Below are 20,988 nucleotides of genomic sequence, written 5' to 3'. Positions count from 1 at the left end.
ACTTCATATAAAGCTTTCCCGAAAAGCTTTTAATAGAAAATGCAGGGTAAAAATTCATGAAACGTAATATTCTGGCACTTTTAATTCCTGGTTTACTGATTGCATCAGGAGCTCACGCAGCGGAAGTTTATAATAAAGACGGTAATAAACTGGATCTGTACGGTAAAGTAAAAGGTCTGCATTACTTCTCTGACTCGGCCAGCAATGACGGTGACCAGAGTTATATTCGTTTCGGTTTTAAAGGCCAGACACAAATTAATGACCTGATCACCGGCTACGGCCAGTGGGAATACAACGTCATGGCTAACCATGCTGAATCTGACAGCAAAACACCCAGCACAACCGGCACGAAAACCCGTCTGGCTTTCGCTGGTTTGAAATTCGGTCAGTACGGTTCCGTCGATTATGGCCGTAACTACGGCGCACTGTACGACGTTGAAGCCTGGACCGATATGTTCCCTGAGTTCGGCGGCGACGGTTATACCAAAGCTGACCGCTTCATGACCGGCCGTACCAACGGCGTAGCCACTTACCGTAACCGTGGCTTCTTCGGCCTGGTTGACGGTCTGAACGTTGCCGTTCAGTATCAGGGCAAAAATGAAAACGACGGTCGCGGCAGCAGCACAGCGAACGGCGACGGTTATGCACTTTCTACCACTTACGCACTGGGTGACACCGGCGTGAGCTTCGGCGGCGCGTATGCGTCTTCAGACCGCACCACGGCTCAGAGTAATTCCACTTACGGCAAAGGTGATAAAGCGGACGCATGGACAGGCGGCATGAAATATGACGCTAATGGCGTTTATTTAGCCGCCATGTATGCTGAAACCCGTAATATGCTGGCTATTACTGTGCCTGGCGGAATTGCAGGCGCACCGGCTGGCAGCGGTTTTGCGAATAAAACACAAACCTTCGAAGCTGTTGCACAGTATCAGTTTGAAAATGGCCTGCGCCCTTCACTGGGTTATGTCCAGACTAAAGCGAAAGATATTGAAAACATCGGTGATGCCGACCTGGTTAAATACGTTGACGTCGCAGCGACCTATTATTTCAATAAAAATATGTCCGCTTATGTTGATTATAAAATCAACCAACTGTCTGACGACAATAAACTGGCTCTGAACAACGACGATGTCACTGCTGTTGGCCTGGTTTATCAGTTCTAAATTTAAGCGTTAACCCCCTCATTGTTATTTCTCTGTCTTTGATTTTTTTGGCCGGACTCACCCTCCGGCCCTTTTCATTTCTGCCATTTTCCCGCTATATCTCGCGTAACGCGTCATTTATTCTTCCACACCCCGCTGAATCTGCTACAGTTTTAACGATTTTCATGAATGCGAATCTTTCTTAACAAGCATAGGGACAACCAATGAATAAAATTTCGCTTTGCACCACCAGTGCTTTAATCATGCTGGCCCTCAGCGGCTGTGCGCAGCAAAAACCAGATGCCCAACAGAAGCTGAACGATCAGTCCGTCATGGCGCTGAACTGGTTCCAGCAATCTGGTGAATATCAGGCACTGGCTTATCAGGCATTTAATACGGCAAAAATGGCCTATGACCAGGCGCAGCCTCTGGCCGGTCAGAAGAAAGCGGTTGTCGTTGACCTCGATGAAACTATGCTCGATAACAGCGCATACAGTGCGTGGCAGGTCAAAGCGAACAAGCCATTCGACAGCAAAACCTGGGCTCAGTGGACCGCAGCCCGCCAGGCAATGGCCGTTCCGGGCGCTGTTGAATTCGCCAATTACGTCAACACCCACGGTGGCACGATGTTCTATGTGTCTAACCGCAAAACCAGCGAATACGCCGCAACACTGGATAACATGAACCGTCTGGGCTTTACCGGCGCCAACGAAAAAACCTTGTTGCTGAGTTCTGATACCTCCAACAAACAGCCACGTTTTGATTCCATCAAGGCTGCGGGCTATCACGTGGTGATTTACATCGGCGACAACCTGAATGATTTTGGTTCTGCAACCTACCATCAGGGTAACGAGCAGCGCCGCGCGTTTGTGAATCAGAACCATCAGCACTTCGGCACACAATATATCGTGCTACCGAACCCGCTGTACGGCGACTGGGAAAGCGGTCTGGCGAAGGATTACAACAAGTTAACGCCTGAGCAGAAATTGTCAGCGCGCGAGCAGAATCTGAAAGCGTGGAACGGGAAATAAGCCCGTTACGGTTTGCTTCTCCCCCTGCGAAGGGGGAGGAAGCGGATCGGTGAACGCCTGAGTAATGTCTGCCTTTTGTCAGGACATAACGTTAAATCTCCGGATCCCCCACTAACCCGTCAATCAGTATCTGCGGAGTCCCTTGCGAGCAGCGCTCAATTCTGCCGCGCACCCCGTAGACCCGCGCCAGACTGTCGGCGGTGATCACTTCTTCCGGCTCGCCATCGGCAATCAGATTGCCATCTTTAAGCATCAGTATACGGTCGCCGTGACGCAGGGCGATATTGATGTCATGCACGACAACCACCGTCACGATATTGCGTTTCCGGGTTTCCTTACGCACCAGATCCATGACATGGAACTGATAGTTGAGATCCAGTGCGCTGAGCGGTTCGTCGAGCAAAAGTAACGAAGGCTGACGGATCAGGGATTGTGCCAGGCCGACCAGTTGCTTCTGGCCACCGGAAAGCTGATCAAGATAACTCAGCGCCAGATGCTCGATACCCAGCTGGCGCAAAAGCGCCATCACTTTCTCCGTGCCTTGCGCATTCCTGCCTTTCCCACCGGAGGCGCGCTGTGCCACGATGATCGACTCCAGCACATGCAGATGCACACCCGCAGGCAGAGTTTGCGGCAGATAAACTACCTGCTCTGCACGTCGTGCAAACGGCATCGGCATTAAATCATGTCCGTCAAGCATCAGCTGCCCTTCTGCCCGGTTAAGCCCGGCGAGGGCACGCAGCAACGTCGATTTACCGCTACCGTTTGGCCCGAGCAGTACCGTAATTTTCCCACGGGGTAACATTGGCACATTAAGATGGCGGATCACGTGGCGCTTCGGGTATCCCGCGTTAAAATCGCGGATTTGCAACCCCTGCGTAGCGACATTCAGTAAATCTTCAGGACGCATTTCTAACATCTCAGACATCAGACATTCCCCCGGTGACGAAGAATAATACTCAGGAAGAATGGCACGCCAACCAGAGACGTTACGATGCCGACAGGAATAATGACGCCCGGCACCAGATTTTTAGAGGCCACCGAAGCCATCGATAACACCAGTGCGCCAATCAGTGCACTGGCGGGCAGGTAGAAACGGTGATCTTCACCAAACATCAGGCGGGCGATATGCGGTGCCACCAGCCCGATGAAACCGATCGGCCCGACGAATGCCACCGCCAGCGCGGAAAGAATACTGATGCGCAGCAGCGTCCCCAGACGCAGACGGCGTACATCAATACCAAAGCTGACAGCGCGATCTTCACCCAGTCGCAGCGCCGTGAGTTTCCACGCGCTCATCATCGACCACGGCAGCAGGATCAGGAAAGCCAGAACCATCACACCGAGTTTGACCCAGGACGCCCTCGCCAGGCTGCCCATCGTCCAGAAAACCAGCCCCTGTAAGGTATCTTCGGTGGCGATAAATTGCATCAGCGAAACCAGTGCGTTGAAAGTAAAGACCAGCGCAATACCAAACAGCACGACGCCGGAGCTGGCAACGCGCGTCCAGCGGGTGATGCCGTCGAGCATCAGTGCGGCAAATAAGGCAAAAATGAAGGCGTTGGCGGAGATAAACCATTGATCCGGTACCCCCGGAATACCGATGCCAAGCACAATCGCCAGCGCGGCACCGAATGCGGCAGCAGAAGACACGCCCAGCGTAAACGGACTGGCCAGCGGATTATTGAGGATGGTCTGCATTTCAGCACCGGCCAGGCCCAGTGACATCCCGACCGCCACCGCCATCAGCGCGTAAGGCAGACGAATGTCCCAGACAATGACCCGCGTACCCGGATCCGCCGCCGCAGCATCAAACAGCGTTTTCCACAGCGTGCCAAGTGATAACCCCGAAGGCCCCATAATGAAATCAATCACCAGTGAGACGACAATCGCCAGTACCAGGATCAGCATAATAAACAAACGGCGACGTACGATATTCTGGTATCGCCCCATAACGCTGTCTTCTGCGTTGCCTTTCACCGCCAGGGCGGGTTCGGTAGTTGCACTCATTTTCGCTACAATCTCATTAAGTTAAAACTTACGGCGGAAGAACCTGTTCTGCGGTTCCCGTAGGAAGGCAATAAATGATAATAATTATCAATGTGTTTTGCAAAACCTATCAGGCATGCAGATTAAACAAGGGGTAACAAAGCATGACGTTATAAGTCTCCCGGCATGGATCGCAGGCAAAAAAAAGCGGAGCCTGAGCTCCGCTTTTCCAGAATATGAAAATCCGGGTCTGTTACTTATCGACGTGATCCGGGAATTCCATGTCGCTGTATTTCACCACTTTGGTGCCTTTGCTCAACTTGTAGCCGAACCAGATGATCAGGAACAGCGGCAGGCCGATGTAAGTTGCCGCAACACCGCCCCAGTCAATGGTGTCCTTGAGGAACGCCTGATAGTTCTGGCCCAACGTAATGATCAGACAGAGTACAAAGGCAAAAACCGGACCGAACGGGAAGAAACCTGACAGATAAGGCAATTTCTTCAGGTCACGTCCCTGCAGGACATAACCACGACGGAAGCGGTAATGGCTGACTGCAATCCCCAGCCAGGCGATGAAACCGGTCATGCCCGAGGTGTTAAGCAGCCACAGATAAACCGTCTGATTACCAAACATTGAACTCAGGAAGCACAGCGCAGCCACGATGGTGGTGGCATACAGCGCGTTACGCGGCACACCGCCTTTTGACAATTTGGCGAACATGCGTGGCGCTTTACCTTCACTTGCCAGTGTAAACAGCATACGGGTTGAGGCGTACATACCAGAGTTACCGGCAGACAATACCGCGGTCAGGATCACGGCATTCATCACTGCCGCTGCTGACAACAGACCGGCATTACGGAACACCAGTGTGAACGGGCTGACGGAGATATCGCCAACTTCGTTACGCAGCAGGCTTGGATCGGTATAAGGAATGATCAGGCTGATGACCAGAATCGCCAGAATATAGAACAGCAGGATACGCCAGAAAACCTGACGCACGGCACGTGGAATATTCTTGCCCGGATTCTCAGATTCACCCGCTGCCACACCGATCAGTTCTGTACCCTGGAAGGAGAAGCCGACAATCATTGCCACACCTATCATCGAGGCAAAACCGCCCGCAAATGGCGCATCACCGATGGCCCAGTTATGCCAGCCCGCTGTTTCAGCACCACGCATGATACCGGTGATCATCAGTACGCCGACGGCAATAAAGATGATGACAGTGACCACTTTGATCAGCGAGAACCAGTATTCCGCCTCGCCAAAACCACGCACGGAAATGTAGTTGAGCAGGAAGATCAGACCGAGGAACAAAGCGCTCCAGATCCAGCCAGGCGTGTCCGGGAACCAGTAATTCATCACCAGTTGTGAGGCCACCAGGTCAACCGCGATGGTGACAGCCCAGTTGTACCAGTAGTTCCAGCCCAGGGCGAAACCGAAGCCTTCTTCAACATAGCGGGAGCCGTAGGTAGAGAACGAACCTGAAACCGGCATGAACGCCGCCAGTTCACCCAGACTGGTCATCAGGAAGTAAACCATGATGCCGATTAATGCGTAGGAAAGCAGTGCCCCACCCGGGCCCGCCTGGGAAACTGTCGCACCTGAAGCAACAAATAATCCCGTACCAATTGAACCGCCGATGGCGATCATCGTTAGGTGACGTGCCTTAAGCTCGCGACGCAGTGTGGGAGCCACCTGCGTATTTTTTGTAGGTTGTTGAGCCATTTTTTCCCTATATCCGCTCGTCATGTGGAAATTTAAGCGCGGATTGTAGCAAAACCTGCCGCTCTGAATAGCAGGAACGACCTGTTATAAGACACCTTCATAACTGGCTGCAGATCATTAGTGAAAGACCGTTATTGGGCTTCGCGACAGTAGGTCAGAAACCGTGATAATGCGCCGGAGATATGTTTTTGCCGATGATGGATCAGGTAAAGTTTGCGCACCATCGGCGCGACCGGCAACCGGATCTCTACCAGAGAACCACTGCTTAGCTGCTCAGAAATCACCCGACGTGAAAGGCAACTGATCCCGATGCCATGCCTGACAGCATGCTTAATTGCCTCGGAATTCCCCAGCTCCATGACCAGATTAAAATCCGGTAGCTGCGGCAACAACAGGTGATCTAACACTTCACGGGTACCGGAGCCGCGCTCGCGCAGGATCCAGGGTTCACGCGCCAGCGACTCCAGCGAAACCACCCGCCCCGCCAGCGGGTTTTCCGGTGCGACAAACACCACCAGTTCGTCATCCAGCCAGGGCTGTGTGATCAGTTCAGGCAACTGACACGGGCCTTCAATCAAACCGAGATCGACACGAAAGTCCGACACTGCATTAATGACATCGTTGGTGTTACCCACGTTCAGTTCCAGCGGTGTGTGGGGGAAATCCAGACGATAATCCGCAATCATCGCCGGCAGCATATAGTTGCCAATAGTGCTGCTCGCGCCGATGCGCAGCGAACCGTTGTCGTGATTAAACAGATGCTCGATTTCGCCAGCCTGTTCGAGCAATGCCAGCGCTTTCGGATACAACAAACGCCCATGCTCATTAATGACCAGCCGCTTGCCGACACGGTCAAATAACTGCACGCCCAGTTGCCCTTCAATATCGGCCAGCGCCGCACTGACCGCAGATTGTGATAATGAAAGCACAACTGACGCCTGCGTGGTCGAACCGCTTTTCAGCACCTCGGCGAAAACCTCAAGTTGTCGCAATGTTATGTGCATAAATGTCCCGCTATTCTCATGCGCCCTATAGCACGCTGTGCTTTTAGTATAGACCCTTGCCTTGCAGGCCTCTTTTGAATGGATACTCTATACCACTTTTATAGATAGGTTATAAAGTAATAATATATTTCATTTTTATATAAGCGCGGCGTAGCCTTATCTCATCACTCCTGAATGAGGAACGGACAATGAATACACTTGCGCTTAAAAACGAAAATAAAAAAGCGGCGGATAACCCGCATCTCCCTCATTTTTCGGGCTTTCGCCGCGTGTTACCCGGCCTGGCGCTGACCGGTATGATCACTGCACTGGCGATCTGGCTAAGTGATATTCCTGCGCTAAATCATCTCGGCCTGAGCGCACTGACGCTGGCGATTGTCATCGGCATGGTAATCGGTAACACGGTGTATCCGGCGGCAAAACCCTGGTGTGAGGAAGGTGTGACGCTGGCGAAGCAACGTCTTCTGCGTCTGGGCATTATCCTTTACGGTTTACGACTCACGTTTGCGCAAATTGCGGATGTCGGCGCGACCGGTATTCTGACTGACGCGCTGATGCTGTGTTCCACTTTCGCCCTCGCCTGCTGGCTTGGACAGCGGGTCTTTAAACTGGACCGCGATACCTCGATGCTGATTGGCGCGGGTAGCAGCATCTGTGGCGCAGCGGCGGTGATGGCGACGGAACCGGTGCTTAATGCCAAAGCCGAGAAAGTGACGGTTGCGGTGGCAACTGTCGTGATCTTCGGAACAGCAGCCATCTTTTTGTATCCGTGGTTATGGCATCTGAATGCTCAGTATCACTGGCTGAGCTTTACCGCTGCCCAGTTCGGCATCTATACCGGTTCGACGGTGCATGAAGTTGCGCAGGTCGTGGCAGCCGGTCAGGGTATCAGCCCGGATGCGGAAAACGCGGCAGTGATCGCCAAGATGATCCGCGTCATGATGCTGGCGCCGTTCCTGTTGCTGCTCTCTGGCTGGACGTCACGGAAAGCCGGGCAACAAGGCGGTCAGATGACGGGCATGCGTAACATTACTATCCCGTGGTTTGCCCTGCTGTTTATTCTGGTAGCGGCAGTTAATTCACTCAATATTCTGCCCCACAGCTGGATCCCGATGCTGATTACGTTCGATACCGTGCTGCTGGCGATGGCGATGGCAGCGCTCGGGCTGACCACCCACATCAGCGCATTACGTCAGGCGGGCCTTAAACCGATGCTGCTGGCGGCGGTATTGTTCATCTGGCTGATTGTCGGCGGTGCCGGTATCAACCAGCTTGTTCAGCAGCTTTTGGGCTGATGTTGCTGCTTTTAACACTTCAGTGCTGCGCCTCCTGCCAGGAGGCGCTATCATTTGCCCATAAACGCGATGAATAACTGAGGAGCAAAAATGAAGTTTGTGGGAGCACACGTGAGTGCAGCCGGGGGGGTCGATCAGGCGGTTCTGAGGGCACACGAGCTGGAAGCCACGGCTTTTGCGCTTTTCACCAAGAATCAGCGTCAGTGGAAAGCCGCACCGTTGCCGGAAGACGTCATCGGAAAATTCAAAGTGGCTTGTGAAACATACGGCTACCAAAGCAGTCAGATTTTGCCGCACGACAGCTACCTGATTAACCTCGGTCATCCGGTCGCCGAAGCGCTGGAGAAATCACGCGAGGCGTTTCTTGATGAGTTGCAACGCTGCGAACAACTGGGCCTTTCACTGCTAAATTTCCATCCGGGCAGCCACCTGATGCAAATCGCAGAAGATAAATGCCTGGCGCTGATTTCTGAATCTCTGAACATTGCGTTGGATAAAACCAAAGGCGTGACAGCGGTTATCGAAAACACCGCCGGTCAGGGCAGTAATCTCGGCTTCCGTTTCGAGCATCTGGCCAAAATTATTGAAGGCGTGGAAGATAAAAGCCGCGTGGGTGTCTGCATCGATACCTGTCACGCCTTTGCGGCGGGTTACGATCTGCGTACGGTGGAAGAATGCGAGAAAACCTTTAAGCACTTTGACGATGTGGTAGGTTTTCAATACCTGCGTGGTATGCATCTCAATGATGCGAAAAGCGCATTCAACAGCCGCGTTGACCGCCACCATAGCCTCGGCGAAGGTAATATCGGCAATACCGTCTTTAGCTGGATCATGAAAGATGCACGTTTCGACGGTATCCCGATGATCCTCGAAACAGTCAATCCGGACATCTGGAAAGATGAAATCGCCTGGCTGAAAGCACAGCAAACGTCTGAAAGTGGCGAAGCGGCAGCTTAGTTTTTACAGTAAATTCCGGTCGGCTCCCTCCCCTGCGAAGGGGAGGAGTAAAAAAAGAGAATGACTCAGCTCCATACTCTCTTTTCTTTCGCAGAGAAGGCGCAATAAAAAAGGCGCGACATTCACATGTCGCGCCTTTTGGCTTTTAACGATTTACCGTTATGCAGCAGCTTTCGCAGCTAACGCAGCATCTGAACGTTTCAGAATCGCGTATGCACCACCCGCCAGAACCGTACCGGCGATAATTGCCACCAGATAACCGAGTACCGGTGTGATTGCGCCAGGGATCAGCAGCACGAACAGACCACCGTGTGGTGCCATCAGTTGCGCATGGAATGCCATCGATAAAGCACCGGTCAGTGCACCACCTGCGATACAGCATGGCAGAACACGCATCGGGTCACGGGCTGCGAACGGAATCGCACCTTCAGAGATAAAGCACAGACCTAACACCAGCGCCGCTTTACCCCCTTCACGTTCGCTTTGCTCAAACTTATGACGCGCCAGCAATGTTGCCAGTCCCATCGCCAGAGGAGGTACCATACCGGCAGCCATGATGGCGGCCATAGGGGCGTAGACGGAAGAACTCAGCAATGCCACGCCGAACGCGTAAGCGGCTTTGTTCACCGGGCCACCCATATCGGTACACATCATCGCACCGAGAATTGCTCCAAGCAGTACCGCATTGGCTGTACCCAAAGATTGCAGCCATGCAGTCAGACCCGCCATGATTTTGGCAACCGGCGTACCGACCACGTAAATCATTACCAGACCGGTAATCAGGCTCGCCACCAGCGGAATAATCAGGATAGGTTTCAGCGCTTCCATACTTTGCGGTAATTTCAGCTTGCCGCTGATGGCTTTCGCCACATAACCCGCCAGGAAACCTGCAATGATACCGCCGAGGAAACCAGCACCGGTGCTGACAGCCAGCATGCCGCCGATAAGACCCGGCGTCAGACCCGGACGGTCAGCAATAGAGAAGGCAATGAAACCGGCCAGAACCGGCACCATCAGCGCGAAGGCTGAAGCCCCCCCGATTTGCATCAGCGCAGCGGCCAGCGTGCCTTTCACTTCAAAGGCTTTGATACCGAAGACAAATGACAGCGCGATACACAAACCACCCGCTACCACCATTGGCAGCATGTAAGACACCCCGGTCAGCAGATGGCGGTACGGGCCTGCGCCACCCGCTTCTTTTTTCCCTGTGCCCGTTGCTTTGCCCTGAGATTTCGGCTCAAACACATCAGCTTCAACCAGCGCTTTGTCCAGTTCCTGTTTGGTCTTTTTCAGGGCCAGACCGGTAGATGTACGATACATCGGCTTACCGGCAAACTTCGCCAGATCCACCTCTATATCAGCCGCGACGATCACCAGATCAGCCGCTGCAACTTCTTCCGGCGTAATAGCATTACCGGCACCGACAGAACCGCGGGTTTCGACTTTTACCCACCAGCCGCGTTTTTTTGCTTCGGTTTCAATGGCTTCAGCCGCCATAAAGGTGTGTGCAACACCCGTCGGGCAGGCTGTGATAGCAACGATACGTTTCGGGCCGCTGGCGGCCGGAGCCGGCACAGCTGCCGCAACCGGGGCGACATACGGTTTCGCTTCGGCCAGCGCGCGTTGCAGGAAAGTCTCCGGATCACGGACTGCGTCAGACACGTCACCGGTATAAATATTTTTGCCAGCCAGGGCGGGCTCGTTAGGTACGGTTTCACCGGCCACAACCACCACATCAGCCTCAGCGGCCTGTTCAGTCAGCTGGTGGCCTGCTTTCGCCGCAGCAGCAGCGAGCAAATTTTTCGCCAGTTGGCTGCGAGCCTGTCCCAGCGAACTGTCTATCATCAGCAGCATTTTCATTCTGCCTCCTGCGGGTTAAAAGGGTTTCAGATCAACACGGGCCATCATCGCCGCAAGTTGCGGACGATCGGTGACACCAACATTACTCTGGCTGACAGCCAGGGCAGCAACTGCGGTTGCCAGCCGTAACGTATGTTCACTGGATTCACGCATCAGCAAACCGTAGATCAGGCCACCGACCATGGAATCGCCGGCACCTACGGTGCTGACAACTTCACAAGCTGGTGGTTTGGCGATCCAGGCACCGGATGCGTTAACCCACAATGCACCTTCAGCCCCCAGAGAAATCACCACATGGGCGATCCCCTGATCACGCAAGGCGTGTGCGGCTTCTACTACGTCACTCAGTTCCGGTAATTTACGGCCAGCCCAGATTTCCAGCTCACGACGGTTAGGTTTAACCAGCCACGGAGCAGCTTTCAGACCGGCAACCAGCGCTTCACGACTGCTGTCGAAGATGATGCACGGGCACTGTGCGCGCAGACGTTTCATCCAGTCGGTGAAGGCATCAGGATCAACACCCGCTGGCAGACTGCCACTGACAGCCACCATGTCGAACTGACCCAGCCATGACAGTGAATCCGTCACGAAACGTTCCCAGTCCGCAGGCGTGACATTGAAGCCTGAGAAGTTGAAGTCGCTGACTTCGCCGTCTTTTTCAGTCAGTTTTACATTGATGCGGGTACGGCCGTTGACGACCTGGAAGCGGTTCGCGATACCCAGATCGCTGAATAACAGCTGGAAGCCATCCTGGTTTTCTTTTCCCAGGAAACCGCCAACGGTGACGTCAATGCCGAGATCTTTCAGCACTTTGGCAACGTTAATCCCTTTACCCGCCGCGTGCAGGCCGGTGGTTTGTACCAGATTAACTTCACCCCGTTCGATTTCAGGGCAGTAACCGACCAGATCGTAGGCCGGATTTAAAGTAATTGTGGCGACCCGACGGCTCATGCGCCCTCCCCAAGACCTTCAGCAATCGCTTCACCGATGGTTTTTAATGCCAGTTCTGCATCTTCACCGCTGGCGGTAAAGCGCAGGTGGTGACCTTTTTTAACGCCCAGCGCCACGACTTTCATCAGGCTGCGGCCGTTGGCAGGTTTACCGCTGCCATCAAGATTCGTTACCGTGATTTCACTGCTGAACTGTTTGATTACGTTCACCAGCGCGGTGCCCGGACGTGCATGCAAGCCGTGTTCGTTACGGATAACGTATTCAGCGGTCAGCACATTGGCTTGTTCTTCGACTTCGCTGGTCAGCAAGGCCAGCACACCGACAGAATCTGCCGTCAGCAAGCGTTCAGCTTTGTTGGCAATCAGCAAATCGCTGAGGTAGTTCAGCACATCGAGCGGCTGATCGTCGGCAACGGAAATCGTCAGCAGCATGGAGACTTTTTCGCCATCCAGATCAAACGACTGCTGCGCACGGCTTACTGTTGCCGCGCTTTTCAGGTTGCCTTCGGTGCTGTCGCTCAGCCAGATGCCCTGCCCGAGGTTCAGCGGTTTTCGGCTGATGACATCGCTGACAAAAGCGTTATCGACCGCACCAATCTCTTTCAGGCGGCCTGCGTTCAGCGCCTGTAATGTGATCAGGTTTTCAGCGGCCACATCGACCGCGATAAGCTGGGTATCAAACAGGAATTCAGCCGCATTTTTTTCGCCCATCAGCAGGCTGCGTAATTCTTCAGCAGAATCTGTTTTTGCCAGGCGATCGGCCACACTGTCATCACTTAATACGTGCGTCAGCTGGCGAAGCAAACCGAGGTGTTCATCAGAACGGGCTGCGATGCCGATCACGACATATGCCGTCTGACCTTCACCCCAGGTAATCCCCTGCGGGAACTGGAAAACCTGCACGCCGGTATCAAGTACCAGGTCACGGGTATCCGTGGTGCCGTGCGGGATTGCGATGCCGTTGCCAAGGTAAGTCGAGGTTTGCAACTCACGCGCCAGCATGCCGTCTACATAACCTTCGCTGACGCGACCGGCCTGAGTCAGTGCTGCTGCAACCTGGCGAATAGCGTCCTGCTTATCGCTGGCAGCCGCACCGAGATGAATATCTTGCTGTGACAGTTGGAACATAATTCTCCTCTCCTGCTGAAATTGAATCGTTTCAGCTTTACTGAGAAAAAAGGAGCGCCATCAGATCTCAGGAGAAAAATGACAACGCTGAAACGTTTCAAGGAGTCTCAATCCGGCCTGTTTTTAAATCAAGCTTTCCCTGATTTTGCATAACAATTTTTTGATGTTACGCACAGTTTCCTTTCTGAGAGCTTTCCGAAACAGATTACTTAACGCAAATGCTGAAGCAGGCTGACGTAAAATGCTGACACAAGCTGACCGGTGGTGGTCAGGCATGATGCCGTAAAAAAAGCCCCCCTGATCTGGCGGTTTTTGACACAAAGTGCGGTTTTATTCTTCAGTATGGCAAATTCACGCCGGTTTACATTTTTGATGATCAAAACCTGTTTTTGTTTTTTTTAAACTGACGTAACATTCGCGCAAATTTTGTCCCCTCCCCTACATCCGGTTCATTTACCTAATGCGAATTTCTACAACGTCAGCCCGCCGTTTACCCGACATGACGTCGACTGCTTTTCTGATCATCGCCTTTCTCACGGGCATTGCGGGCGCATTACAGACGCCAACCCTCAGCCTGTTCCTGACGTCTCAGGTGCACGTCAGCCCGTTTATGGTCGGTATCTTCTTTACCGGCAGCGCCGTGATCGGTATTTTCGTCAGCCAGTTGCTGGCGACGTGGTCTGATAAACGCGGTGACCGCAAAACGCTGATTTTGTATTGCTGCATACTGGGTGCGCTGGCTTGTGTGCTTTTCGCCTTCAACCGTAATTACTTTATTCTGCTGTTCATCGGCGTTTTGCTGTCGAGTTTCGGTTCTACGGCAAACCCGCAGATGTTCGCGTTAGCCCGGGAGCATTCCGAAAAAACCGGCCGTGAAGCCGTGATGTTCAGCTCAATTTTGCGCGCACAGGTTTCGCTGGCATGGGTGGTCGGCCCGCCGCTGGCCTTCGCCCTGTCGATGGGATTTGGTTTTACCTTTATGTACTGCGCTGCCGCGCTGGCCTTCTTACTGTGCGGTGTAATGGTGTGGATGTTCCTGCCTTCAATGCCTAAAGCGCACATCAAAACCACCGCCACGCTGGAAGCACCCCGCCGTAACCGCCGCGATACACTGATGCTGTTCATTGCCTGTTCGCTGATGTGGGCAGCAAATAGCATTTATCTGATTAATATGCCGCTGTATGTGGTGCGTGAACTGGGACTGCCGGAAAAACTGGCGGGCGTGCTGATGGGCAGTGCCGCCTGTCTGGAAATTCCGACCATGCTGATTGCCGGGTATCTGGCTAAGCAGTTAGGGAAACGCTTCCTGATGCGTTTTGCCGTGCTGGCGGGGGTGATTTTCTACGGCTGCCTTCTGTTTACAACCGGTGCAGCCATGCTGATTGCTTTACAGTTGCTGAACGCGATTTTCATCGGCATTCTGGCCGGGATCGGCATGCTGTATTTTCAGGATCTGATGCCGGGTCAGGCAGGGGCCGCCACCACGCTTTTCACCAACTCAACACGGGCGGGCTGGATCCTCGCCGGTTCGCTGGCCGGAGTGATCGCGCAGTTCTGGACATACCATGCGGTATTTTACGCCGCACTGGTGATGGTGATCGGTTCAGTGTTGTGTATCTGGAAAGTGAAAAACGTCGATAAGCCGGCTGAAAGTATGCCAGCGGCGGCGGTTTAAGGCGCCGTATCCGCTTCCAGCTTAATCAGATAAGTCAGTGCCTGGTCGCGATGTGTAAAACACATTTCGCGGCTGGCCTGCAGACTGGCGCACACTTTCGGGCGCAGCGGTGAGGCGAAAATTTTACACAGGAAATTATCGGCCAGCTGAACACAGCGTGTATTCGCCGGCTTGCCGTCTGGCATCCCCGGGATCGGGCTTGAAATTGAGGGCGCTATGCAACAGGCTCCGCAATCAGTACGACAGTCCATCAACAGTCTCCTCAGGCCTCATTTTGAGCCGCGACAATAGCAGGCGAGGTAATGCGCCACCAGCGAAATATTGACGACTTTTTAACATCATTACCCGCACATTTTTCATACCGGCAGGCGGAGCGCAAAAAATGCGCCGTAACGCGGAGTTTCGCGACTCTTTTTACGCTATCTGCTTGCCTGAAATCAGCGGCGCGAGTAACGTGTCGCAAATTATTTATCTCTCTGCTGACAGGTTATTTATATGGCACGTGCTAACGAAATTAAACGCGGCTTCGTTGTGAACTACGACGGCAAATTGCTGCTGGTAAAAGATATTGATGTTCAGAGCCCGAGCGCCCGTGGTGCCAGCACCTTGTACAAAATGCGTTTCGCTGACGTCCGTACGGGTGGCAAAGTGGAAGAGCGCTTTAAAGGCGACGATATCCTGGATACCGTTACCCTGACCCGTCGTAAAGTTAACTTCTCTTACGTGGATGGTGACGAATATATCTTTATGGATGACGAAGACTTCACGCCCTACACCTTTAATAAGGCACAAATCGAAGATGAACTGCTGTTCATCCCTGAAGAAGGCTTGCAGGGCATGCAGGTTCTGACGCTGGACAGCCAGCTGCTGGCGCTCGAAATGCCACAGACTGTGGATCTGGAAATCGTGGAAACAGCTCCGGGCATCAAAGGCGCATCCGCCAGTTCCCGCACCAAACCTGCGGTAATGAGCACCGGACTGAACATTCAGGTTCCTGAGTACCTGAGTTCTGGCGACAAAATCCGTATTCATATTGCAGAACGCCGTTATATGGGCCGCGCGGATTAATCAGCGCCCTGCCCTTCGGTAAAAGGAACGCTCCGGCGTTCCTTTTTTATTGTCTGCATTTTGCAATTCATCTCTCAGACAATGGATCTGTATCACAAAATGAGTGGCTGTCTGGACTTACCAATTCCCCTTTCTATCATATGACTTTACACTCTACACCCTGATTTCGGCTTAAATCGTCGCTTTATCCAGCATAAAATTGAACTGACGGGTAAACAGCCCCAATTTGGCCTGACCAATTATTTATTTCTGACTTGTCTGGAGTATTGCATGAAAACTATTGCCACAGCGTCCCTGCCTGCAGCAGTGTCATTGCCTGCTTATGATCGCGATGCGTTAAAAAGCCGTATTGTTCATCTCGGATTTGGCGCCTTCCATCGCGCTCACCAGGCACTGCTGACCAACCGCGTACTGAACCTTCAGGGGGGCGACTGGGGCATTTGCGAAATCAGCCTGTTTGGCAATGAAACCCTGATCAAAAGCTTACGTCAGCAAAATCATCTGTTTACCGTGCTGGAAAAAGGCGCGGACGGCAACCAGGCGATTATCATCGGCTCCGCGCATGAATCAGTGCATGGCGGGATTGACGGGCTGACAGCGGTACTTGAAAAACTCACCGAACCTCAGATAGCGATTGTTTCCCTGACCATTACCGAAAAAGGCTATTGCATTGAGCCAGGCACTGGCGAACTGGATCTGCAAAATCCAAAAATTCAGCAGGATCTGGCCGGTGGTCAGGCACCCAGTACTGCGCCAGGCGTACTCGTTGAAGCGCTGCGCCTGCGTCATGAACGCGGCCTGCCGGGCTTCACCGTTTTATGCTGCGATAACATTCCTGAAAACGGTCTGGTCGTAAAAAAAGCCGTCCTGGGCATGGCGAAAGCCCGTTCCCCGGCGCTGGCGAAATGGATCACTGAAAACGTCTCTTTCCCAAGCACTATGGTTGACCGCATCGTTCCTGCGGCGACAGAGAACACGCTGGAAGAAATCACCGAAGCACTCGGTGGCGTGACCGATCCTTGTGGTATCGCCTGCGAACCGTTCATTCAGTGGGTGGTGGAAGACCATTTCGTGGCAGGCCGCCCTGACTGGGAGAAAGCCGGTGCGCAGATGGTTGACGACGTTCTGCCTTTTGAACAAATGAAGTTGCGCATGCTGAACGGCAGCCATTCTTTCCTCGCATACCTTGGCTATCTGGCCGGCTATCAGCACATCAATGATTGCATGGAAGACGCCAACTACAAAGCCGCTGCCCATCATCTGATGCTGCATGAACAGGCCCCGACACTCAGCGTCGGGGGGGTTGATCTTAACGCCTATGCTGACAGCCTGATTGCGCGTTACAGCAATCCGGCGCTGAAACACCGGACCTGGCAAATCGCGATGGATGGTACACAGAAGCTGCCACAGCGTATGCTCGACTCAATCCGCTGGCATGTTAAAAATGGCGGTTCCTATGAATTGCTGGCGCTGGGCGTAGCAGGCTGGATGCGTTATGTGGGCGGGACTGATGATGCCGGACAACCGATCGAGATTAAAGATCCGATGGCTGAAACAGTCGCTGAAATTGTGGCGTCAACTGAAGATGGCGAACCGCGTGTGAAAGCCCTGCTGACCTTGACAGGTGTATTCGGTGAACAGTTGCCTCATGAAGAGAAAGTCGTAAACGCCATCCTGAGCGCATATGCCGATCTCCAAAGAATCGGCGCGAAGAAGACTGTCGCAAAATACATGCGTTAAGCCCGACACTGACACAGAAAACGGCTGCTGCGGCAGCCGTTTTTATTTGTTTTGCGCGATTAATCGTTCAGCCCGGAGGGGACCGAAGAGAACAGGAATCCGTCAAAAGACGGATCATCAGCATCCGAAACCTGTAACAGCATATCTTTTACATTTTCCAGATGCTGCCACATCGCCTGTTTGGCGGCTTTCGGATCCCTGCGCAGTACCGCCTGCAAAATTCTCTGATGGTCCTGCAACCAAATCTGGCCGTAATTTTTATTGCCGACATGCTGATGGATCCCCTGCCACATTGGGCTGCGCTGGCGGATCAGCCACAAATCATCCACCAGTTTAACCAGCACGCTGTTCTGGGAAGCCTGCGCCAGCAAGGCATGAAACCGTTGATCTTCAGCATCATCGGATACGCCACGGGCAATGCATTCACGTTGTGCATCAATGGCATCGCGCATTTGCAGAATATCCGTCTTAGTGGCCTGCATCGCCGCAAAAGCCGCGACTTCACTTTCCAGCAATTGCCGCGCCTGTAATAACTCAAACGGGCCATATCCGCTGTCAGCATCTTCCGGCTGGCCGTCTTGCGGCTGATGCAACACATAGACGCCGGAACCTTTACGCACTTCTACCACTTTTTCGAGTTCCAGCATGATCAGCGCTTCACGCACCACACTCCGGCTGACGGAATAAGATTCAGCAATGTCACGCTCCGGAGGAAGGCGATCACCAGGGGCATACTTCCCGGCATGGATATCGCGGCGCAGATGACCGCCTATCTCCTGATAAAGTCGCATGTTTTGCCTCTTTTCTCTGCCACAGTCTTAATTGGTCTGACATCTGATAAATCGTTATGATGCCTGAAATAAGAGGGAAAATTATAACATGTCGGCAAAAAGGGAAAGGACAGGAATGGAAAACTGACGGTCCGATCAAAACCGGGCCAGCCACTTTACAAAGTTGTCCGGCCAAACTCGGTGGTATCATACTGACGCGCTCAATGACCGGGTTACAAATCATTAGCCGTGTTAATTCATTTCCGGCATTTAATTATAATTCACCGTCATTACAGCAAGACGAGGATCATTATTAATATGCTGCGTTGTGACCTTTCCGAGAGACAAAGGTAGTGCGAAAGAGGATGGAGTATGGACATTTACCGTATGAACCTGTCTTATCTGCCGGCCGTCACGCTCACAATGACTGATCACCCGGTTCTGTTCAGCGTTAAACTGGCATCCTCCGTCAACAATCGCGCCCGTAAAGTGAATGATTCCGCCTGATGCAGCGGCAGTGGCAAACTGAGTCGTCCCTGAGGCCATGACTCCCAAAAACAGTACACAGGTCATTCTGTTCATGGTGACACCTCATCATAATTATAAATTTTAAAGTTCCCATAACTGCAATTTAACATTAATACATCTCATTGAATTCACACGCCTGAATACAAAATAAACCGTGCCCGCCTGCCGCTAAAAATAAGCAATCCATGTCTTACATCGGCACAACGCTGGATTTTCTTAAGAAGTCGCTGCACATTGACGGGAAATTTTTCAAAAAGGATGTGCAACCATGACCAAAACCAACCTGATCACCGGTTTTCTGGGAAGCGGCAAAACCACCACGCTGCGCCATCTGCTGGCTCAGAAGCCTGAAGGTGAGAAGTGGGCCGTGCTGGTAAATGAATTCGGCGAAGTCGGGATTGATGGTGCATTACTGGCTGACAGTGGTGCGGTCCTGAAGGAAATTCCCGGTGGTTGCATGTGCTGCGTGAACGGTTTGCCCATGCAGGTGGGCCTGAATATGTTATTGCAGCAGGCAAAACCTGACCGCTTGCTGATCGAACCCACCGGGCTGGGGCATCCGAAGCAGATCCTCTCTTTACTGACGTCCGCCGTTTACAGCAACTGGCTGACACTCAATGCCACGCTTTGTCTGTTGGATCCACGTCAGTTAAGCGATCAGCGCGTCATTGAGAATGAAAACTTTCGCGATCAGCTGGCCTCGGCAGACATCATTGTGGCGAATAAGTCTGATGTGACGCAGGCACAGGACAAACAGAAGCTGGACGAATGGTATCAACACAGCGGCCGCCAGCGCCTTCTGATCACCGCTTCGCAAGGTAAGATAGACCCGGCTTTACTGGATTTACCGCGCCAGAATCGGGCTGAGTTACCGCAAGCTAAACATCATCATGCTCATGCCGAAAAATCTGGGCTGGCCGCGCTGAGCCTGCCGGCGAAACAACGCTGGCGTCGCGCACTGAATCAGGCAGACGGTTATACCAGTTGCGGATGGATATTTGATGGCGAAACACAGTTTGAGGCGGCGGACATTCTCGACTGGGCGCGTGCAGTACCGGTTGAACGTGTCAAAGGGATTATGCGCATTAAAGAAGGCACTTTAATGATTAACCGGCAGGGCAATGACTTACATATCGAAACCAAACCGGCGCTGCCTTTAGACAGCAGAATTGAGCTTATTACGCAAAACGAAGTGCAATGGAATACATTACAATCATCTTTGTTGAAGATTCGTTTAAGTTGATCGGATTAAGTTAACGCTTACTACGTTATTCCTTACCCTGCTAAGAATAGGTTTTCCTTTATGTGGCGCCGCAATATCCCGGCAATCCTGATACTCAATGTATTAGGCGTTGCCTTATTTTTATCTTTCTATCTGCCAGCAAACCATGGTTTCTGGTTCCCGATTGATAAATCGATTTTCTTCTTTTTTAACCAACATCTGGCAACCGATGCGTGGTTCCTGCACCTGGTCGCCGTGACCAATAACCGTGCCTTTGATGTTATTTCACTCCTGGCGATGGGAATATTGTATCTGAGCTACTTCGTGAAGCAGGATGGCAACGGGCGTCGGCGTTACATCATTATTGGTATTGTGATGCTGCTGACCGCGGTGGTGCTCAACCAGATAGGGCATTTATTGCCTGTCAGCCACAAGAGTCCGTCGCTCAGCTTCCCGGGTGTAAACCGGGTGAGCGAGCTGACCGGCATTCCTACCAAAGATGCTTCCGGAGACAGTTTCCCGGGCGATCATGGCATGATGCTGATTATTTTCTCATGCTTCATGCTGCGCTATCTGGGCAGGTCAGCATTCGCTATCGCTTTGATCATCACCTTCATCTTCTCCCTGCCCCGGGTGATGATTGGTGCACACTGGTTTACGGATATCGCGGTCGGCTCAATGTCCGTCGTGCTGGTCGGTGCCAGCTGGTGGCTAATGACGCCTGCGAGCGATATGCTGATTAACTGGCTTGAGAAAAAGTTACCCGGTAAAAAAAATCCTAAGTCACAGGCATAATTTCAAATTACATACATAATAAGTATGGCCCGACAGATGTTTATGATCTGCCGGGCCTTTTTATAAGAAACTTTTCAGCACTTCTCTCTCGTATTATGTGCC

General features: G+C 52.5%; 19 protein-coding genes. 10 read left to right on the top strand and 9 right to left on the bottom strand.

What is annotated here, in order from left to right:
* The first annotated feature begins 56 nt into the window (after positions 1 to 56).
* Together ompC and J1785_RS15320 are read left to right on the top strand one after the other, a co-directional pair.
* Positions 57 to 1,166, top strand: a complete 1,110-nt coding sequence (gene ompC, locus J1785_RS15325; protein ID WP_047608711.1) for a porin OmpC — start codon at positions 57 to 59, stop codon at positions 1,164 to 1,166.
* Between the two features lie 203 nt (positions 1,167 to 1,369).
* Positions 1,370 to 2,176: a 5'-nucleotidase, lipoprotein e(P4) family gene (locus J1785_RS15320; protein WP_129952401.1), complete on the top strand. Its 807-nt coding sequence runs from the start codon at positions 1,370 to 1,372 to the stop codon at positions 2,174 to 2,176.
* Positions 2,177 to 2,267: 91 nt separating this feature from the next.
* On the opposite strand, the gene J1785_RS15315 is transcribed toward J1785_RS15320, so the two are convergent.
* The 4 genes from J1785_RS15315 to yieE form a co-directional block, all read right to left on the bottom strand.
* The gene (locus J1785_RS15315) at positions 2,268 to 3,104 is read right to left on the bottom strand and encodes an ABC transporter ATP-binding protein (protein ID WP_129952400.1); all 837 of its coding nucleotides are present in this window, start codon (positions 3,102 to 3,104) and stop codon (positions 2,268 to 2,270) included.
* Entirely contained in the window at positions 3,104 to 4,186 is a 1,083-nt protein-coding gene (locus J1785_RS15310) for a FecCD family ABC transporter permease (RefSeq protein ID WP_129952399.1), read from the bottom strand. Before J1785_RS15310 ends, J1785_RS15315 begins: the two co-directional genes overlap by 1 nt.
* Before the next feature lie 232 nt (positions 4,187 to 4,418).
* Positions 4,419 to 5,894, bottom strand: coding sequence for an amino acid permease (locus J1785_RS15305; RefSeq protein ID WP_129952398.1), 1,476 nt, complete (start codon positions 5,892 to 5,894; stop codon positions 4,419 to 4,421).
* 131 nt (positions 5,895 to 6,025) lie between these two features.
* Positions 6,026 to 6,898 carry a DNA-binding transcriptional regulator YeiE gene (yieE, locus tag J1785_RS15300; protein WP_129952397.1) on the bottom strand — a complete coding sequence of 291 codons (873 nt, stop codon included), beginning with the start codon at positions 6,896 to 6,898 and terminating at the stop codon, positions 6,026 to 6,028.
* 188 nt (positions 6,899 to 7,086) lie between these two features.
* Between yieE and J1785_RS15295 the strand changes: the two genes are divergently transcribed.
* Together J1785_RS15295 and nfo are read left to right on the top strand one after the other, a co-directional pair.
* The gene (locus tag J1785_RS15295) at positions 7,087 to 8,193 is read left to right on the top strand and encodes a YeiH family protein (RefSeq protein ID WP_129991256.1); all 1,107 of its coding nucleotides are present in this window, start codon (positions 7,087 to 7,089) and stop codon (positions 8,191 to 8,193) included.
* Between the two features lie 90 nt (positions 8,194 to 8,283).
* Positions 8,284 to 9,150, top strand: a complete 867-nt coding sequence (nfo, locus tag J1785_RS15290; protein WP_129952395.1) for a deoxyribonuclease IV — start codon at positions 8,284 to 8,286, stop codon at positions 9,148 to 9,150.
* A 159-nt stretch (positions 9,151 to 9,309) separates the two neighbouring features.
* Here the strand turns inward: nfo and fruA are convergent, their stop codons facing one another.
* From fruA to fruB, 3 genes are read right to left on the bottom strand one after another with little or no spacing between them, the layout of a single operon-like run.
* Positions 9,310 to 11,010: a PTS fructose transporter subunit IIBC gene (fruA, locus tag J1785_RS15285; RefSeq protein ID WP_217219761.1), complete on the bottom strand. Its 1,701-nt coding sequence runs from the start codon at positions 11,008 to 11,010 to the stop codon at positions 9,310 to 9,312.
* A 15-nt stretch (positions 11,011 to 11,025) separates the two neighbouring features.
* Positions 11,026 to 11,961 carry a 1-phosphofructokinase gene (fruK, locus tag J1785_RS15280; protein ID WP_013574663.1) on the bottom strand — a complete coding sequence of 312 codons (936 nt, stop codon included), beginning with the start codon at positions 11,959 to 11,961 and terminating at the stop codon, positions 11,026 to 11,028.
* Entirely contained in the window at positions 11,958 to 13,088 is a 1,131-nt protein-coding gene (gene fruB / locus J1785_RS15275; protein WP_217219759.1) for a fused PTS fructose transporter subunit IIA/HPr protein, read from the bottom strand. The genes fruK and fruB overlap by 4 nt, the downstream gene beginning before the upstream one ends.
* Before the next feature lie 460 nt (positions 13,089 to 13,548).
* Between fruB and J1785_RS15270 the strand changes: the two genes are divergently transcribed.
* The gene (locus tag J1785_RS15270; RefSeq protein ID WP_129952392.1) at positions 13,549 to 14,763 is read left to right on the top strand and encodes a sugar efflux transporter; all 1,215 of its coding nucleotides are present in this window, start codon (positions 13,549 to 13,551) and stop codon (positions 14,761 to 14,763) included.
* Here J1785_RS15270 and J1785_RS15265 read toward each other — a convergent pair.
* Positions 14,760 to 15,014 carry a YkgJ family cysteine cluster protein gene (locus J1785_RS15265; protein ID WP_129952391.1) on the bottom strand — a complete coding sequence of 85 codons (255 nt, stop codon included), beginning with the start codon at positions 15,012 to 15,014 and terminating at the stop codon, positions 14,760 to 14,762. The two genes, J1785_RS15270 and J1785_RS15265, sit on opposite strands and share 4 nt — an antisense overlap.
* Before the next feature lie 244 nt (positions 15,015 to 15,258).
* Here J1785_RS15265 and yeiP point away from each other — a divergent pair, with 244 nt between their 5' ends.
* Both yeiP and J1785_RS15255 read left to right on the top strand, forming a co-directional pair.
* Positions 15,259 to 15,831 (top strand): elongation factor P-like protein YeiP, encoded by a 573-nt coding sequence (gene yeiP, locus J1785_RS15260; RefSeq protein ID WP_015696520.1) that lies wholly within the window; start codon positions 15,259 to 15,261, stop codon positions 15,829 to 15,831.
* A gap of 270 nt (positions 15,832 to 16,101) precedes the next feature.
* The gene (locus J1785_RS15255; protein ID WP_217158801.1) at positions 16,102 to 17,571 is read left to right on the top strand and encodes a mannitol dehydrogenase family protein; all 1,470 of its coding nucleotides are present in this window, start codon (positions 16,102 to 16,104) and stop codon (positions 17,569 to 17,571) included.
* A gap of 59 nt (positions 17,572 to 17,630) precedes the next feature.
* Here J1785_RS15255 and J1785_RS15250 read toward each other — a convergent pair whose 3' ends face one another.
* Positions 17,631 to 18,362, bottom strand: coding sequence for an FCD domain-containing protein (locus tag J1785_RS15250; RefSeq protein ID WP_129952389.1), 732 nt, complete (start codon positions 18,360 to 18,362; stop codon positions 17,631 to 17,633).
* Positions 18,363 to 18,713: 351 nt separating this feature from the next.
* Here J1785_RS15250 and J1785_RS26880 point away from each other — a divergent pair, with 351 nt between their 5' ends.
* The 3 genes from J1785_RS26880 to J1785_RS15240 all read left to right on the top strand — a co-directional run bounded on the left by J1785_RS26880 (position 18,714) and on the right by J1785_RS15240 (position 20,886).
* Complete coding sequence (locus J1785_RS26880; RefSeq protein WP_255466707.1) at positions 18,714 to 18,848, top strand: hypothetical protein; 135 nt, start codon at positions 18,714 to 18,716, stop codon at positions 18,846 to 18,848.
* A gap of 289 nt (positions 18,849 to 19,137) precedes the next feature.
* On the top strand, positions 19,138 to 20,112 hold the full coding sequence (locus J1785_RS15245; protein ID WP_217219757.1) for a CobW family GTP-binding protein: 975 nt from the start codon (positions 19,138 to 19,140) through the stop codon (positions 20,110 to 20,112).
* Positions 20,113 to 20,172: 60 nt separating this feature from the next.
* A complete protein-coding gene (locus J1785_RS15240) occupies positions 20,173 to 20,886 on the top strand; it encodes a phosphatase PAP2 family protein (protein ID WP_129991264.1) in 714 nt (237 codons plus the stop codon).
* Positions 20,887 to 20,988: the final 102 nt, after the last annotated feature.

The sequence above is a fragment of the Rahnella perminowiae genome (assembly GCF_019049755.1).
In the GTDB taxonomy this organism is placed as follows: domain Bacteria; phylum Pseudomonadota; class Gammaproteobacteria; order Enterobacterales; family Enterobacteriaceae; genus Rahnella; species Rahnella perminowiae.
The sequence above is the reverse complement of the archived record's forward strand: the minus strand, read 5'-3'. Positions and strand labels throughout refer to the sequence as shown.